The organism is Arthrobacter sp. MYb221 (genome assembly GCF_002979835.1).
In the GTDB taxonomy this organism is placed as follows: domain Bacteria; phylum Actinomycetota; class Actinomycetes; order Actinomycetales; family Micrococcaceae; genus Glutamicibacter.
On sequence record NZ_PCPW01000026.1, the window covers coordinates 1 to 14,553 of the forward strand.

Annotated in this window: 12 protein-coding genes and 1 pseudogene; 3 read left to right on the forward strand and 10 right to left on the reverse strand. The window is 61.7% G+C overall.

The features are described from left to right. Positions 1-204: 204 nt before the first annotated feature. From CQ015_RS18345 to CQ015_RS18355, 3 genes are all read right to left on the reverse strand, one after another. On the reverse strand, positions 205-804 hold the full coding sequence (locus tag CQ015_RS18345; RefSeq protein ID WP_105552948.1) for an NADPH-dependent FMN reductase: 600 nt from the start codon (positions 802-804) through the stop codon (positions 205-207). Between the two features lie 138 nt (positions 805-942). Then, positions 943-1,209 carry a hypothetical protein gene (locus tag CQ015_RS18350; protein WP_105552949.1) on the reverse strand — a complete coding sequence of 89 codons (267 nt, stop codon included), beginning with the start codon at positions 1,207-1,209 and terminating at the stop codon, positions 943-945. A 13-nt stretch (positions 1,210-1,222) separates the two neighbouring features. Continuing rightward, on the reverse strand, positions 1,223-2,419 hold the full coding sequence (locus CQ015_RS18355; RefSeq protein ID WP_105552950.1) for a S8 family serine peptidase: 1,197 nt from the start codon (positions 2,417-2,419) through the stop codon (positions 1,223-1,225). Between the two features lie 576 nt (positions 2,420-2,995). Here CQ015_RS18355 and CQ015_RS18360 point away from each other — a divergent pair. Both CQ015_RS18360 and CQ015_RS18365 read left to right on the forward strand, forming a co-directional pair. Then, positions 2,996-4,879, forward strand: a complete 1,884-nt coding sequence (locus CQ015_RS18360) for a BCCT family transporter (protein ID WP_105552951.1) — start codon at positions 2,996-2,998, stop codon at positions 4,877-4,879. A gap of 199 nt (positions 4,880-5,078) precedes the next feature. Beyond that, positions 5,079-6,293, forward strand: a complete 1,215-nt coding sequence (locus tag CQ015_RS18365; protein WP_105650830.1) for an NAD(P)/FAD-dependent oxidoreductase — start codon at positions 5,079-5,081, stop codon at positions 6,291-6,293. Here CQ015_RS18365 and CQ015_RS18370 read toward each other — a convergent pair. The 7 genes from CQ015_RS18370 to CQ015_RS18400 form a co-directional block, all read right to left on the reverse strand. After that, positions 6,266-6,694: a cupin domain-containing protein gene (locus CQ015_RS18370; RefSeq protein ID WP_105552953.1), complete on the reverse strand. Its 429-nt coding sequence runs from the start codon at positions 6,692-6,694 to the stop codon at positions 6,266-6,268. The genes CQ015_RS18365 and CQ015_RS18370 overlap by 28 nt on opposite strands. A 21-nt stretch (positions 6,695-6,715) precedes the next feature. Then, positions 6,716-7,537, reverse strand: a complete 822-nt coding sequence (locus tag CQ015_RS18375) for an IclR family transcriptional regulator (RefSeq protein WP_105552954.1) — start codon at positions 7,535-7,537, stop codon at positions 6,716-6,718. A 55-nt stretch (positions 7,538-7,592) separates the two neighbouring features. Continuing rightward, a complete protein-coding gene (locus tag CQ015_RS18380) occupies positions 7,593-8,936 on the reverse strand; it encodes an MFS transporter (RefSeq protein ID WP_105552955.1) in 1,344 nt (447 codons plus the stop codon). Between the two features lie 183 nt (positions 8,937-9,119). Beyond that, positions 9,120-10,373, reverse strand: coding sequence for an aminopeptidase P family protein (locus CQ015_RS18385; protein WP_105552956.1), 1,254 nt, complete (start codon positions 10,371-10,373; stop codon positions 9,120-9,122). 298 nt (positions 10,374-10,671) lie between these two features. Beyond that, positions 10,672-12,363, reverse strand: a complete 1,692-nt coding sequence (locus tag CQ015_RS18390) for a BCCT family transporter (RefSeq protein WP_105552996.1) — start codon at positions 12,361-12,363, stop codon at positions 10,672-10,674. Positions 12,364-12,415: 52 nt separating this feature from the next. Further along, positions 12,416-13,210: a creatininase gene (locus CQ015_RS18395; protein WP_105650831.1), complete on the reverse strand. Its 795-nt coding sequence runs from the start codon at positions 13,208-13,210 to the stop codon at positions 12,416-12,418. Positions 13,211-13,592: 382 nt separating this feature from the next. Continuing rightward, positions 13,593-14,252 (reverse strand): GntR family transcriptional regulator, encoded by a 660-nt coding sequence (locus CQ015_RS18400; RefSeq protein ID WP_105552958.1) that lies wholly within the window; start codon positions 14,250-14,252, stop codon positions 13,593-13,595. A 152-nt stretch (positions 14,253-14,404) separates the two neighbouring features. On the opposite strand from CQ015_RS18400, the pseudogene CQ015_RS18405 reads away from it, so the two are divergent. Continuing rightward, positions 14,405-14,553, forward strand: a pseudogene (locus tag CQ015_RS18405) (serine hydroxymethyltransferase); the annotation flags it as partial.

The following is a 14,553-nucleotide window of genomic DNA, read 5'->3' on the forward strand; positions in this document are numbered from 1 at the left end:
GACTCAGGCGCCAAGGTTTGAGTGTCAACGATGTCGCGACTCATGTGTCAAGTATGTCGTGAATCTAGACACCCTTACCTCCACAGATTAAAATCCCGGTATCACTTGCATAAAGTGATACCGGGATTTTTTCGCTTAAACTTCTGCGACCCTTTACCGAATTCCGCTGGGGCCAGCCGAAGGAACTCGGGACGCGCCGGGCGCCTAGCCGTGCTGCGGGCTCGGGTCGCCGATATGGCCCTCGGCGCTGGCGTCCAGCACGCGGGCAACAAAAGCCGCGTACTCGCCCATGTAGTGCTTCAGGAAGTCGGCCGTCGAATGATTGTGCACATTGCCCTCGGCATCGAAGTCTTCTTGGTTGAATGCCAGATAGACCTCGGGGGAGTTCAGTTGCGGGGAGTCGAGGAAGCTGAGCACGCCGCGCATCGAGGACTGCATCACCGCGGTGCCGATGGCGCCCATTGAGGCTCCGACCAGTCCGCTGGGCTTGCGGGCGAATGAGTTGGTGCCCCACGGTCGCGAACCCCAGTCGATCGCATTTTTCAGCGCACCGGGAATCGAGCGATTGTATTCGGGGGAGATGAACAACAACCCGTCCGAAGCTTCGATGGCGCGTTTGAGTTCGGTACCGACGGAAGGGTAGTCCTCGTCGTAATCGTAGCTGTAGAGCGGCAGGTCCTTGATCGGGATTTCGGTGAATTTCAGATTCTCCGGGGCCAGCTTGATCAGGGCCTTGGACAACGTGCGGTTGATGGAATTCGTGGCTAGCGAACCGACAAAATAGCCGATGCTGTACTGTCTCATGTCCCCAGTTCACCACCGTCGCCGGCATCCGTCCAGAGATTTCCGAACAGGAATATTGCCGCGCATAATTGCCTCGAGGCGCAACGGAATGACGCACGCCGAGAGCCTGCGTCATTCTATTGCGCCTCAGGTCAGCGACTACTGCAAGGGATCTTTCGGGTTGGGCAGCCGATAAACTCTTTCATCATCCACCGACTGCACGCCTTCGACTTGCTGCAGCTGGGCGCGCAGTTCCTCGTCGCCGTGGCCGATCACCTGGCCTAGCGTGCCAAGCACCTTGTTGATCCGCAGCCCGGAGGCTTCCAGCGAACTGACCACCTGATCGATCCGCGCGGTATAGGTCGCGGTCACGGTCACGATATAGGTGTGCGAGGACGTCACCCGATCGTCCGATGATTCGCTCATGATCTCCCTGCCCCTAAGCTTCGGCCGGTGGCGGAGCTTGGGTGAGGCCTGAGCCAACGTCCACGGAGAACAGCTCCAAACGCTGGGCCTCTTGCACGAGCTCGGCCCACAACTCACGCGCCCGGAAGCCGGTGGCCTCGGCTAGCAACGCCGCGATGCCGGCCACATGCGGGGTGGCCATGGAGGTGCCGCTGATGGTGTTGTATCGTTCGGCCCCCGGCCAAGAGGAATAGACGGCTACACCCGGACCGGAAATATCCACCTGGCCGCCACGGCCGGGCAGCGTGCGGGCGGAGAAGTCGGCTATATTCAGCGTGTTATCCAGCGCGCCGACCGCCATCACGTAGGGGCTGTTGGCCGGTGCCCCGACGAACCCTGCGTTCCCCTGGGAGCGTTGGGCGTTGTTGCCCGCCGCGGCGATGATCAGCGAACCGAGTTCCAATGCCCGGCGTCCGGCGGTCACATAGGGCGGGTGCACTTGCTGCACATCGGCCCCCAGCGACATGGAGATCACCTGGCATTCGTTTTCCAGGGCCCAGTCGATACCGGCCAGGATGGTTGCGTCAGACCCGGAGCCGTCGGCGCCAAGCACCTTGCCCGCGTAGATATCCGCCCCGGAGGCCACCCCGTAGCCGCGGCCGTCAGCCAGGGTGCGTGGGCCGCAGGAGGAACCGATGCAATGGGTGCCATGTCCGTGGCCATCTTGGGCGTCCTCGCCCGGGACGAAGGATTTGGACACCACCGTGCGTCCGGCGAAGTCGGGGTGGGCTAGGTCGAAGCCGGTGTCCAGCACCGCTACCTTGATGCCGGCGCCGGTGAATTTGGAGTCGACCGCGGCTACCGCCTGCAAGCCCCAGGTTGCCTGATCGGTGTCGTTGAATGAATCGGTGGGCTGCGCGGTGGGCTCTGCCGACAGGGCGTGGTACACCATCTCGGGAACGACGCGGGTTGGCATACTCCGGCTGGCGCAACGCGCCTGGAACTCGTTGAGATGCTCCGCGGCGCTGCTGACCACGGCGATGCCGAGCCGCGGGAAGTATTCGGTCAGGCCATAACCTTCGGACTCGAGAATCTGCGGGACATCCTCGGAAAGGGCGCGGATCCCAACGCTTTCGGTTTCGGTTTGTTCGGCCGAGTCGAAGACCAGCACGTAGCGGCCAGGAATAGGGGTAGCGCTAGAACGGAGAAAGGGAACCTCTGGGGTGAACATGGTCGACTCCTTCAGAACAAGTCAGCTTCCAGCTCCGCGCCGCCAGGTGAATTCATCCGCTGCCGAAGCTGTGGTTACCTAGCACTGTACCGGGCTTGGTATGCGCGTCACCACGATTTGGCAAGGAAACTTTTCGCTCTGCGCACTGCGCAGGCGGAACTGCCAGAAGATCTAGTAAATTGCGTTCGGGTAGCGGCCGAGTCGGAGATGAATGAATATTTCGCCCCAAATCGTGCCGCGCAGATGAGATGAATTTTCTCTCAATAACTTGACGTCAGGATTTGCGGACCACGCGCTGGGAATCCGTGGAAAACTGCGGCCATTCCTGTGCGGGCGCTTCGCTAGAATCATTCGTCGTCTCGGCAAACGCACTAGTCAAGTTCTGATCAATGGTCAACTGAACGAGATTTTGATTATTTTTCGCCTGCGCGTGTAGCGCAGAGCAAAGCTGCTGCTCATGGCGCCGAAGACACATGGAAGAAGGGACTAATTTTCCCGCTGCCACTTGTATCTTAGTCCGCGACGCATAAGGGTGTTAAACCATAGGGCAATACTCGCAGCAAAGGATAAATGACGATGACGCGAAATATAGACGAGGTCGAACCTCCCGAGAGCCCGGATGAATTCGGTGCGGATGAGACCATTTCGGACTCCCCGCATACCGCGCCGATCCCGGTGCATATGCACATTGCCGAAAACGACACCGACGAACAGATCACCGCCAAGCTGCGCCGCCAAGGCGTGCGTTTGGGCAAGGGCGGGATCGCACCAGCGGTCTTCTGGCCGTCATTGATAGTGATCCTGGCCGTGGCGCTTTTCGCCATTGCGCTGCCGGATACGGCAAGCAGCACCTTCAACGCGGTCCAGAACTGGATCGTGGCGAACCTGGGCTGGTACTACATGCTGATCATCGGCGGGTTCGTGGCATTGGTGATCGTGATCGGCTTCTCGAAGCTGGGCCGGATCACGCTGGGCAATGACGGGGAGAAGCCGGAATTCGGGCTGTTCAGCTGGTTCGCGATGCTCTTCGCCGCCGGCATGGGCATCGGCCTGGTCTTCTATGGCGTGGGCGAACCGCTGATGTACGCCACCGTTGACCCGAAGCCCGGATGGGAAGGCACCGAAGGGGAACTGGCGGGCCTTGCCATGGCGCAGACCTTCATCCACTGGGGCCTGCATCCCTGGGCCATCTACGCGGTCATCGGATTGGCCCTGGCCTACGCGATCCACCGCCGTGGCCGTCCGGTCTCCATCCGCTGGGCACTGGAACCGGTGCTTGGGGACCGAGTCAAGGGCTGGCTGGGCGATGTGATCGACGTGCTGGCCATCTTCGGAACGGTTTTCGGCATCGCGACCTCGCTGGGCTTGGGCGTGCAGCAGATCAGCTCGGGACTGCAGTCCATCGGGCTGGTGGATTCGGTGGACAACACGCTGCTGGTTATCCTCATCGTCGTGATCACCTTCCTGGCCACCATGAGCGTGGTCAGCGGCCTGGGCGCAGGCATTAAGTGGCTGTCGAATATCAACCTGTCCATGGCCGGCCTGCTGATGATCAGCGTGCTGCTGCTGGGCCCGACCCTGTTCCTGTTCCAGAACTTCGTGCAGTCTCTAGGCGTGTACCTGGCCAACTGGATGAACATGACCTTCGACGTCGGCGCCTTCCAGCAGAGCGAGGCAGCGCAGACCTGGTTCTCCAGCTGGACGGTCTTCTACTGGGGCTGGTGGATTGCTTGGGCCCCGTTCGTGGGCATCTTCATCGCCCGCATTTCGCGTGGGCGCACCGTGCGCCAATTCGTCTTGGGCGTGCTGCTGGTGCCGACCATCGTCGGTTTCCTCTGGTTCTCCGTGATGGGCGGCGCCGGGCTGTACCGCCAGTTCTTCGGCGCCGGGGACATGGTCCAGGACGGCGCGGTTTCCGCCGAAGGCTCGCTGTTCCAGGTCCTCGGTGCCCTGCCGATGGGAACGATCCTCTCGGTCATGGCGATCATCCTGGTCGCGATCTTCTTCATCACCTCCTCGGACTCCGGCTCGCTGGTGGTGGATATGCTCGCCTCGGGCGGGCACCCGAACCCGCCAACTTGGTCCCGCGTGCTGTGGGCGGTGCTCGAAGGCTTGCTGGCTGCTGCGCTGCTGATGGCCGGCGGGCTCCAGGCGCTGCAGGCCGGTTCGCTGGCCACGGCACTGCCATTCAGCATCATCATGATCCTGATGGCCGTGGCTACCGTCAAGGGCCTGCGCCACGAGAGCAAGACGCTGGATATCATCGAGGCCAAGATCCGGCTCGAGCGGGTCACCGAGCTCGTCTCCGACGAGCTGTGGGGCACCCTGGATGACCAGCCGGAACTGCGTCGTTACGTCGATGACCGCATCGACTACCGGGTGACGCGCTCGCGCGGAGTTTTCGGCCGACGCGATGAAGGCAGCGGCAAGGCCCCGCATAAAAGGGGAACCGAGCAGTAGCAATGTCTCTCGGTAGGCCTTGAACGTCGGCTGGCGAGCTGACCGCACCAAGCGGTCCGCTCGCCAGCTTTTTCGTTGCCGGTAGCTGAACTGAGCGAACCTTGCCAATCGGGCCATTGAAGTGTGAGGATCGAAGAGACAAGCACTATTCACTGCCCGCGGCGGCATCGCTGCGCCGGCAGAAGTTAAGGGGTGTTCGATGAGCCAGGAATCAATCGTCATCGTTGGTGCGGGTCTTGCCGCGGCCAGCGCCGTGAAGGAACTGCGCAGCTTGGGGCACACCGGGGCGATCACCCTGATCGGCGAGGAGCAAGAACTGCCCTATGAGCGGCCGCCCTTGTCCAAGGGCTATCTCCAAGGCCAGGAGAAGCTCGAGGACTTCACGGTTAACACCGCGCAGTGGTATGCGGAAAACAACGTGGATCTGCGGCTCGGGGTGCGGGCCGAAAGCATTGACCGGCAGAACCAGTTGGTAGCGCTCAGCGACGGCGGCAGCGTTTCCTATGACCGGCTGGTCTTGGCCACCGGCGCCCGTCCGAACCTCGGCGGCGCGCATCCCTTCGAAGGCCATGACCTGCCCGGCGTGCACGTGCTGCGCACCGTGAAACAGGCACATGCACTGCGTGAATCGCTGGCCGAAGACACCCGGCTGGCGGTGATCGGCTCGGGCTGGATCGGCATGGAGGCCGCCGCGAGCGCCCGGCACCGCGGGGCGCGGGTCACCGTGTACTCCCCGGACGAGGTCCCGCTGGGCAAGGTCTTCGGCGACCGCTTCGGACATCACCTGCTGGAGCTGCATCAGCGCAACGGGGTGGACGTGCGCACCGGCACCCAGGTCGAGTCGATACAGGAAACCGACGGACGCCTCGAGGTAGTCAGCAGCGCCGGAACCAGCCGCGCCGACGTGGTGCTTCTGGCCATTGGCGCGGTCCCGAATATCGAATTGGCGCAGCAGGCGGGGTTGGAGACCGATCGCGGGGTGATCGTCGATGCCGCGCTGCGCAGCTCGGATCACAAGATCCTCGCCATCGGAGACATCGCGCAGGCTTTCAACAGCTCCCTGCGCCGGGCGCTGCGCGTGGAGCACTGGGACAATGCCATCCGCCAGGGCAAGCTCGCCGCCGCGACGCTGACCGGGCAAGAGGCAAACTACGATTGGGCCCCATACTTCTTCACCGACCAGTTCGATTTGGGCATGGAGTACGTCGGCTATGCGGCCCCGGAGGACACCACGGTGGTGCGCGGGGACACCGAATCGGGGGAGTTCATCGTTTTCTGGCTGGATGGCGGAAAGCTCACCGCGGCGATGAATGTGAACATCTGGGATGTGAACGAGACCTTGCGCGGGTTGCTTGGACGGAGCATCGCTCCGGAGCGGCTCACCGATCAGTCGGTGGAGCTGGGCGAGCTCTGAGCCGCGCCGCGCAGTTGCTCCGCGCGGCGGTGTGACCCGTAGGGTGTCAGGTCGACGCTGCCCGGCGGGCCCCACACCACCAGCACCCGTAGCTCCGCGCTCCCGGTGTTCGTCAGGTCGTGCAGCTCGGCGGGCCCGGCGAGCACCGAGTCTCCGGAGCTCAGCTCATAGGTTCTTGCGCCCACGCGCATGCGGCCGGTCCCTTCCAGCACCTGGTAGAACTCGATCAGTTGCTCACCCTGGTCGTGCCGGTGGCGTCCCTCGAAGCCGCCGGGTGGGATCACCCAGGTTTGAATGGCAACCGGCAACCCGGTGTGCCCGCCGAAATGGTGGTGCATCAGCATTTCGCTGCCCTCGTGGAGCCGGTAGCCGAAGCCATGGGCGTCGCGTTTTTCCAGCATCTTTCCTCCGTAGTGGTGGCGCTAGGCCAGCTGGCGGGTATATCCCATGCGCTGGCTGATTTGGCGTGCCGTGCGTACGCATGCCGCGATCAGTTCGTCTAGAATTTCGGGCGTGATTCGGAAGAACGGTGCCGCGATCAAGACGCTGGCAACTACCTCACCGCGATGATTGAATATCGGGGCCGCCACACCGACTTCCTCCTGCGAGGTTTCGCCGTAGTTCACCGCGTAGCCCCGGTTTCGTGCAACGCTGATTCGATCAAGGAATTGCTCCGCCGTAAGATCGCCCTGCAATACGATGCTGCCGTTCTCCAAGAGCTCCCGGGTACGTTCCGGGGTCTCATAGGCTAGAAACAGCTGAACCGTAGCGCTCAATGCGGTGTTGTAGCGGCTGCCCATCGCGGAGGTGTGCTTGACCGGTCGCGTGGAGGGTATCTGCTCCACCGACACCGATTCGTGGCCATCCCAGATATTGAGCACCGCGGTTTCCCGGACGTGCTCAGCGAGTTCCTTCAAAGGCAGATAAGCCGTCTGGCGCACGTCGAGATTTGCCAGGAGCGGGCCGGCAATGGCGATCAATCCCAATCCCAAGCGGAACTTCCGGGTGGGCTCGTCGCGTTCCACGATGCGTTCTTGAACCAGCGTGGCAAGAATTCGGGACACGCTGGATTTATGCAGGCCAACTTCCGCCGCAATCTCCGTCACGCCGACCAGCTGCCGTTCAACGGTGAAGCAACGCAAAACATCGATCACGTTGACGATCACCGATGCGCCACGGACTTCGGGGGTCCGCTCGTCCTCGACGTGTGGCGCGGCCGATCCTTCGTTCTCGAATGCAGTCATGATTTCCTCAACCTGTACGTTCGGGTAATTGAGCTAATCCTAGCTGGCGGAGAAGCTACGCCAGCGGCTTCTTGCTCGTTTCGACGGAGAGTGCCACGGCAATCAGCGAGACCACCGCGGCGCCCATCAGGTACCAGCCCGGAGCCAAGACGCTGCCCGAGGAGGCGATGAGCAAGGTTGCGACGAAGGGCGCGGTACCGCCGAAGAGGGCATTGGAGAGGTTGAAGGAGACCGCGAACCCCGAGTAGCGTACGCGGGTCGGGAACATCTCGGCCAGGAAGCTGGGCAGGGTTCCGTCGTTCAGCGTCAGCATGGCGCCGAGCAGGACCTGGACCAGCAGGATCATGGCGAAGTTGCCGGACTCCAGCATCATGAACGCCGGAACCGTGAACAGCACGAACAGCACCGAAGCGGTGATCAGCACCCGGCGTCTGCCGAAGCGGTCCGAGAGCATGCCGGTGAGGAAGATGAATCCGATGTACGTGGCCAGGGCCACCGTCGTCGCGATATAGGCCGAGGTGCGGTCCAAGCCCAGCTCTTCGGACAGGTAGGTGGGCATGTAGCTGAGGATGACGTAGAAGCCCACGGCGTTGAGCAAGACCGCCCCGGAGGCCTGGAGAAGCTGGCGCCAGTGGTTGCGGAAGAGCGATGACACCGGAGTCTTGGAGGTATTCTCCTCCTTGGAGAGTTCCTGGAAGACGGGGGAGTCCTCGAGCTTGGTGCGGATGTAGCGGCCGATGAGGCCCATCGGCGCGGCGAGCAGGAACGGGATGCGCCACCCCCAGCTCTGCATCTGCGCCGGTTCCAGAAGTCCGGTGAGCAGGGCCGCCATCAGCGAACCGAGCAGCAGGCCCGCCGCGGTGCTTGCCGGCACCACCGCGGCATACAGGCCGCGGCGATTGGCTGGGGCGTATTCGACGAGGAACGCCGAGGCCCCGGCGTACTCCCCGGAGGCGGAGAAGCCTTGCACCAGGCGAAGCGCGAGCAGCAGCAAAGGTGCGCCGATGCCGATGCTGGCGTAGCCCGGCAGCAGTGCGATGGCGAAGGTCGCTCCGGACATCAACAGGATCGACCAGCTCAGTGCCTCGCGGCGCCCCACGCGGTCACCGATGTGGCCCCAGACGAAGCCACCCAGCGGGCGGACCAAAAATGAGATCGCGAACAGCCCGAAGGTCAGCAGCAATGCCGTTTGGGGAGCTGATTCGGGGAAGAATACCGCGGCAATGGTCACGGCGAGATATCCGTAGGCCGCGTAGTCGAACCACTCCACGAAATTTCCGATGAAGCTGGCGGCAACCACCTTGCGGCGGGTCTGCGGGTCAACGGAAGGTGATGCCGGGCCGTTATCGGCAGCGAGCGCGGCTGCTGCGCCCGGTGGGTTGTTGTTGCTCTGGGTCATGGGGAGATGCCTCTGCAAGGTGGCGGCGCCGGCCGCTTGGCTGCGATGCCGCGGGGATATCAGGTGGTGTCGGAACGCCGTTCGGAGCCCGATACTTGGCGCAGCGCCCGTGCATGCTGCGGGACTAGTGGTTAAGCGCCCGTGGTGTGGGGGTGGACCCCACACCACGGGTTTCGACTGCCGCTAGGCGTCGATGATGTTGTTCTCCGGTCCGAAACCGAACTTGGTGATGTTCTCGGCTCCGCCATCGCCGACAACCAGAATGTCGTGCTCGCGGTAGCCGCCGGCACCCGGCTCGCCGTCCATGACGGTGAGCATCGGTTCCATCGAGACAACCATGCCCGGCTCGAGCACCGTATCGATGTCCTCACGCAGCTCCAGGCCCGCTTCGCGGCCGTAGTAGTGCGAGAGCACGCCGAAGGAGTGGCCGTAGCCGAAGGTGCGGTTGGGCAGCAGGCCGTGGGAAATGTAGATCTCGTTCAGCTCCGCGGCGATGTCCTTGCAGACGGCTCCGGGCTTGATGAGCTCCAGTCCGCGCTTGTGCACCTCGACGTTGACGTTCCACAATTCCAGGGAGCGGGCATCCGGCTCGCCGAGGAACAGCGTGCGCTCCAGCGCGGTGTAGTAGCCGGAGGTCATCGGGAAGCAGTTCAGCGAGAGGATGTCCCCGCGCTCAAGCTTGCGGGTGGTGGCCCAGTTGTGGGCGCCGTCGGTGTTGATCCCGGACTGGAACCAGACCCAGGTATCGCGCACCTCGCGGTGCGGGAAGGTCTTGGCGATCTCGTGCACCATCGCTTCGGTGCCGATCAATGCTACTTCGTATTCGCTGATGCCTTCGCGGATGGCGGCCTTGATCGCTTCGCCGCCCAGATCGCCGATGCGCGCACCGTGCTTGATGACTTCGATTTCCTCTGCGGACTTGATCATGCGCTGGCGCATGGCATCCTGCGAAACATCCACCAGCGTGGCACCACTGAAGGTGTCGGCGATCTGCCGGCGGGTCAGCCCCGGCAGGGCGTCGTCTTCCACGCCGATCCGGCTTGCCTTCACGCCGTCGCGCTTCAGTGCTTCCTGCAGGCCGTAGAAGAAGTTGTCGCGCTTCCAGTCGGTGTACACGATGTTCTCGCCGTAGCTGGTGCGCCAAGGCATGCCGGCATCGATGTTCGCCGTCACGGTGGTGGAGTTGTTCGCGGTGACCACCAACGCGTAGTTGCGGCCGAAGGTGGTGTACAGGAAGTCCGAATAGTACTTGATGCCGTGATAGCTGGTCAGGATGACCGCGTCCAGGGACTTTGCCGCCATGATTTGGCGCAGTCCGGCCAAGCGGAGCTCGAACTCCGTGTCCGAGAAGGTTAACTGCTGCTTGGTTCCGTTGTGCAGGGTCTTCAGGCGCGCCAGCTCGGAAACGTTGGTGGCAGTGTTTGCGGCGGTGGTCATGGTGTTGGCTCCTTGTAAGAAATGAAGTGTCAAGGTAGGCCGGCCCAATCAGATGGATTGCGAGGATTCATGGGAATCGCCGGAGAAGAGTTTACGAGTTGCAATGAACGCAACATCGTTGCAAGAAGACTATGTGTGCCTTGGGTCACTGTCAAGAAGTATTTTGGAGACCCTGCGGACCCAAGTAAAAGAATTCGTGTGACTTGGAATGATCAATGTTTGCAGGGGAATGGATGAAGGCCGCGAAGCTCAAAGTTTCGAGCTTCACGGCCTTCGTGGAGGTGTGGTTTGCGCAGTACTAGCCCTGCTCGCCGTCCTGCGGCACCTTCTTGCGGATGGCGCCCTCCCCGTCTGGATCCGGGACGAAGACCAGACCTGGATCCGGATTATTGATGTCCTTCTCCAGTTGCCTGATCGCCTTGTCTCGTTTGAGCAGCCGGCGAATCAAATTGATGATCATCAAGATGATCACGAAGGAGAAGGGGAAGGCGCCGATAATCGTTCCTGTTTGCACGGTATCGACCACCGCCGTTCCACCCATGGTCAACAGCACCGTCGTCACCGTAGCAACGGACAGCACCAAGACGACACGGAAGACCGGGCCGGATTTGTGCGGAGCCGAAACGAACTCGCTGAGCGCATAAATTCCGGAGTCCAACGAGGTGACGTAGTAGGTGGCAACCAGCACGGTGGCTACGACCAGCAAGACGGTTCCAACGATCGGTACCGAATCGAGCATCGCAAACAGGCCCGAGGAGGTATCGGCGGCCACGGCGTCGCTGATGCCGCGGTTGGATTGGTCGTCGTAGTAGATGGCGGCCGATCCGAGGATGGCTACCCAGACCATGACGATCAGCGATGGAATGATAGTCACGCCGAGAACAAATTCGCGAATGGTCCGCCCGCGCGAGATCCTGGCGATGAAGCCGGCCACAAATGGTGAGAATGCTATGACCCAGCACCAGATGAAGACCGTCCACCAGCCATTCCAGCTGTCCTTCCAGCTCTCCAAGGTGGTGGCAGCCAACCCCGAATCGGTCCAAAGGCTCATAGTCGCGAAGTTCGTGAAGAAACTGCCAAAGGTCTGGGACATATTAGAGACGATGAACAGCGATGGGCCGAAGATCAGTACCGCGGCGATCAAGGCGATGCTCAAAATTGAATTGAGCCCGCTGATCCGGGCCATGCCCTTATTGATTCCGACGATGGCGGAGATCGAGGTGATGCCCGCAAAGATCAGGATGACCATCAGCCACATCATTGGGGTGGCGCTCAGCCCGGTGAATGAGGTGAGGCCGGAGGAGAATTGCATGGCCGCAAAGCCGAAGGAGGTGGCCAAGCCGAGAACCGTCGCGATAATAGCCAGCAGCTCGATAACGACGCCCGCCCCGCGGCGCGACCAGCGCGGCAGGATGTCAACCGTCGCCTCGCGAAAAGTCAAGGTCTTGCCGAGGTTGTGATGCGAGTAAGCCAAACACACTGCAACGGCGCAATACATCGCCCAGGCCGTCAGGCCCCAGTGGAAGTAGGTCCAGACGATGGCTCCCTCCTGGGCGCCATTCGGACCGGAGGGGATGACCGGATTCTCGTCGCGCAGCATGATCGGTTCGGCAACCGACCAGAAGATCAGCCCGATACCCTGCCCGCAGGCGAAGAGCATCGAGTACCAGGCGAACTTGCTGTGTTGCGGTTTCGCTAGCGGCCCGCCAAGGCGGATCTTGCCCACGCGGCTCATCGACAGCCAGATGCAAACCACCACGGTGAACACGGAGTACAGGATGAACAGCCAGGTGAATTTTCCGGTCACGAAGGTACGCATTTCGGAAATCGCTGCGGAGGCGGACACTGGGTTGCCGAGCACCCAGATGATCACCGCAAGGATCAGCACCGGTGGGATTACACGGATCAGCAATCGATCTATGGGTGGAATATGCCGGCCCATGAATCGCGGAACCTCTACCTGTTCGCTCTCCTCCTCTCCTCGGCGCATGGCTTTGCCTGATTTTTTCCGGCCCTGGGACGTTGAATGATCCACCGACATACTATTTCGTCTCCAGGCTTATGCCGCCGAGCAGCAATTCGTTCTCGAGGGCGTCGGCCACCTGTCTCGTGACGGTTTCGAAAAGCAGCCGCCCGCGCTCGGCGGTTGCTCCCTTAGCCGAAGAGAGGCAGCCGCTGTCCGGCGTCCGGGAGGGGTCTTCGGGAAAAATGTCGTAAGGGGTGAGCTTCGCCGGTGGATGGTCGACAACGCGATCCATGCTGACCAGTTCGGGGTGCAGCAGCAGCATCAGCGACGTTTCGAGGATGCCTCCATGTTCTATGTCCCAGCCGAGAAAACCGTCTGGAAAGACCTTGGACAGGGTCTCTTCGTCGACGAAGTCCCAGTAGGAAAGCAGCATAGCTCGGGCGGCGGATCCGCCGTTGCGGGTCCTGGCCACCGCATTGTCCAAACCCTCGTAGATGAATTGGTAGTTCTCAAAATGCCCATTGAGCACGACAACATTGTCGAACCCCTGGGCTATGAACGAACCGACAACATCTTCAACCATCTGGCTGAGCGTGCAGCCGCCGAGGCTGACGGTTCCCACGCGGTGGTTGCCGCCGCCGGAGCGCGGCTGTGATTTGTAGCCGTAGCAAAGCGCCGGAGCGACCAATGCTCCGGTTTTTTCTGCCACGGCGCCGGCGATGGTGCGTGAGAGCAGTGCATCGACGCCTAGCGGCATGTGGGGTCCGTGCTGTTCGGTGGCTCCGGCTGGAATGATAATGGTGGATCCCGGGCGGGCTAAGTGCTCCGCGTAGGTTTGGGCATCAAGCTCTTCGATGAATACTGAGTGCATGGAAATCTCCTGGCCCCAAGGGGGTGCCGAAGCGCCGCGGATGGGATTTGTTTTGGTTCGGAGTCTGGTTGCAGTAAGCGCAACGCTGTTGCACTGCATCATTTCAGTGGCTCAGGTCACAGTCAAGCCCTGGTGAGAAATAATCTGGCGCACCGGATGCACGTTGAATCCGTGGTGATTGCTAGCCCGGAGGTGCCGCGGGCGAGGAGCGTCTCTAGGTGCCAGGGCGCGCGGAGGTTGCCGATTGGCCTCCTGGCTAGGTAGTCGTCGGCAAACATGGGCGGATGCGGCGAAATGGGAAAGTTGGCTGAGTTGGAATTTCCGCTGGAGGTCGCGCGTAGGGGTGAGCGTTCGGCGACGCATGGGGGTGGATCGGGGGAATCTACAGGACCGCGCGCACCGACGACTCAAAGTGCACGATGTGTTCCAGCGCCAGTTCTTCGGCCGCATGAACGTCGCCGTCCAGAATGGCCTGGAGCAAATTGGCGTGTTCTGAAATGTGCTCATCCACCGTGGGCAATCGGTCAAGGGTCATGCACCAGATGCGTGTGGCCAGGTTGTCCAGTCGAATGAGGGTTTCTTCGAGGTGGTGATTGCCGGCCGCGCGATAGATCAGCCGGTGAACCTCCAGATCGTTCTCCATCAGCTCGCGGCGGGCATTGGTCGAGTTCAGTGCGCCGACCGCTCTGACGGTGTCTTCCATTTGGGCGCGGACGATCCCGCCGTGCAGGGCGGCGGCTTTTCCCGCTGCCAACGGCTCCAGCGCCTGGCGCACTTCGGTGATATCGGCCAGTTCGGTGATGTCAACGCGTGTGGCGAAGGTTCCGCGGCGCGAGTAGGACTGCACGAGGTGGTCGACTTCGAGGCGCTTGAGTGCCTCGCGCAGTGGCGTGCGCCCAATGCCTAGCTCTTCGACCAGCCGGGCTTCGTTGATGGGGTCGCCCGGGGCGATGTCCATCATGATGAGCCGATCGCGCAGCACCAGATAAGCGCGTTCGGCCATGGACTCTCCTCCGCTAATCAGCTGAGCTGTCATGGTCATCGTGTCCTCCGATTTCCCGGCGCCGTTGTGCCGAAATGCTATGCGTCAAAGAAATTCCAGCTAACCCATTGACCGGGGTGTGACTCCCATCATACAGTGAATTATAGATTGATATATCAGTTGTCGGCAATTCATACATTTAGGAATGGGCAATGACTCTAACTACCTCCCTCGCAGCGGATTCGCTGACCGAGGACCTCGGAACCCTGGACCCGGAGATTGCGCAGCGGATCGATGCCGAGCTCGCTCGTCAGCAGCGTGGTCTGGAGATGATCGCTTCGGAGAACCATACCGCGCAGGC

Excerpts from the sequence above, each read along its gene's own strand:
- CQ015_RS18345 (WP_105552948.1), bottom strand. The coding sequence starts at position 804 with ATGAGACAGTACAGCATCGGCTATTTTGTCGGTTCGCTAGCCACGAAT.
- CQ015_RS18350 (WP_105552949.1), bottom strand. The coding sequence starts at position 1,209 with ATGAGCGAATCATCGGACGATCGGGTGACGTCCTCGCACACCTATATC.
- CQ015_RS18355 (WP_105552950.1), bottom strand. The coding sequence starts at position 2,419 with ATGTTCACCCCAGAGGTTCCCTTTCTCCGTTCTAGCGCTACCCCTATT.
- CQ015_RS18360 (WP_105552951.1), top strand. The coding sequence starts at position 2,996 with ATGACGCGAAATATAGACGAGGTCGAACCTCCCGAGAGCCCGGATGAA.
- CQ015_RS18365 (WP_105650830.1), top strand. The coding sequence starts at position 5,079 with ATGAGCCAGGAATCAATCGTCATCGTTGGTGCGGGTCTTGCCGCGGCC.
- CQ015_RS18370 (WP_105552953.1), bottom strand. The coding sequence starts at position 6,694 with ATGCTGGAAAAACGCGACGCCCATGGCTTCGGCTACCGGCTCCACGAG.
- CQ015_RS18375 (WP_105552954.1), bottom strand. The coding sequence starts at position 7,537 with ATGACTGCATTCGAGAACGAAGGATCGGCCGCGCCACACGTCGAGGAC.
- CQ015_RS18380 (WP_105552955.1), bottom strand. The coding sequence starts at position 8,936 with ATGACCCAGAGCAACAACAACCCACCGGGCGCAGCAGCCGCGCTCGCT.
- CQ015_RS18385 (WP_105552956.1), bottom strand. The coding sequence starts at position 10,373 with ATGACCACCGCCGCAAACACTGCCACCAACGTTTCCGAGCTGGCGCGC.
- CQ015_RS18390 (WP_105552996.1), bottom strand. The coding sequence starts at position 12,363 with ATGCGCCGAGGAGAGGAGGAGAGCGAACAGGTAGAGGTTCCGCGATTC.
- CQ015_RS18395 (WP_105650831.1), bottom strand. The coding sequence starts at position 13,210 with ATGCACTCAGTATTCATCGAAGAGCTTGATGCCCAAACCTACGCGGAG.
- CQ015_RS18400 (WP_105552958.1), bottom strand. The coding sequence starts at position 14,252 with ATGACCATGACAGCTCAGCTGATTAGCGGAGGAGAGTCCATGGCCGAA.